The organism is Meridianimarinicoccus marinus, from assembly GCF_040689105.1.
Lineage (GTDB): Bacteria > Pseudomonadota > Alphaproteobacteria > Rhodobacterales > Rhodobacteraceae > Meridianimarinicoccus > Meridianimarinicoccus marinus.
In genome coordinates this window covers 1-673 of the sequence record NZ_JBFBVU010000087.1, presented here as the reverse complement: position 1 = coordinate 673, position 673 = coordinate 1, and the positions used below count along the sequence as shown (strand labels likewise).

General features: G+C 65.4%; 1 protein-coding gene. It reads right to left on the bottom strand.

The annotated features are described in order from the left end of the window. Window positions 1-88 precede the first annotated feature (88 nt). On the bottom strand, window positions 89-673 hold a 585-nt coding region (locus AB0T83_RS20295; RefSeq protein ID WP_366195008.1), incomplete at its 5' end, for a transposase.

Below are 673 nucleotides of genomic sequence, written 5' to 3'. Positions count from 1 at the left end.
AGGCTCGCGCTTGGAACATCTTCCCTTGGACGGAGGAATCGTGGGGATGTTGGCTGTGGGCAAATAGCCCCTTCGGGTTCTCCCCGCCTCAGGCGGCAAGGAGTTTCGGCAGCCTCGCCAGATTGCAGGCCGCCATCGTTGACGTGAAGCGGGCGCGAACCCGCTCGATGCCGCGATACATGGTCTGCGCCATGCCGCCGACGGTCTTGGCCCAGCCGAAAGGCTCTTCGATTTTCTTCCGTCGCCGCTGGGATTTGGCGTAGCCCGGGTGCCGTGTGGTCCTGCCGTCGATGGCGGCACGGCGTTCGGCGTGGCCATCCGCCTGCGTGAGGTCGGCCTGCACGATCAGACCGGAGCGGTTTTCCATCAAACTATGCCCCATGAAGCACAGCACGGCCCCGGTGCCGGGCGACTTCCTGAACAGTCGGGCCTCCGGATCGGTCCTCGACGCGTGGGTCGCGTTGGAGCGCCGTTCATCACGAAAATCGACTTCGGCGTTGCGGCTGCGGTGTCTGGGGCGGGTCATCGGTTCGGGCTCGGCGATGGATTGGTCGGGGGAGGATGGTGGCGATACACGGTCATCTGGCGGATCACCCGGATCGTCGTCCCCGTTGGGCGCCCCGTTGACCTTCGGCTGGAAGCTCTTCATCGAGGCCCAGGCCTTCACCAGCGT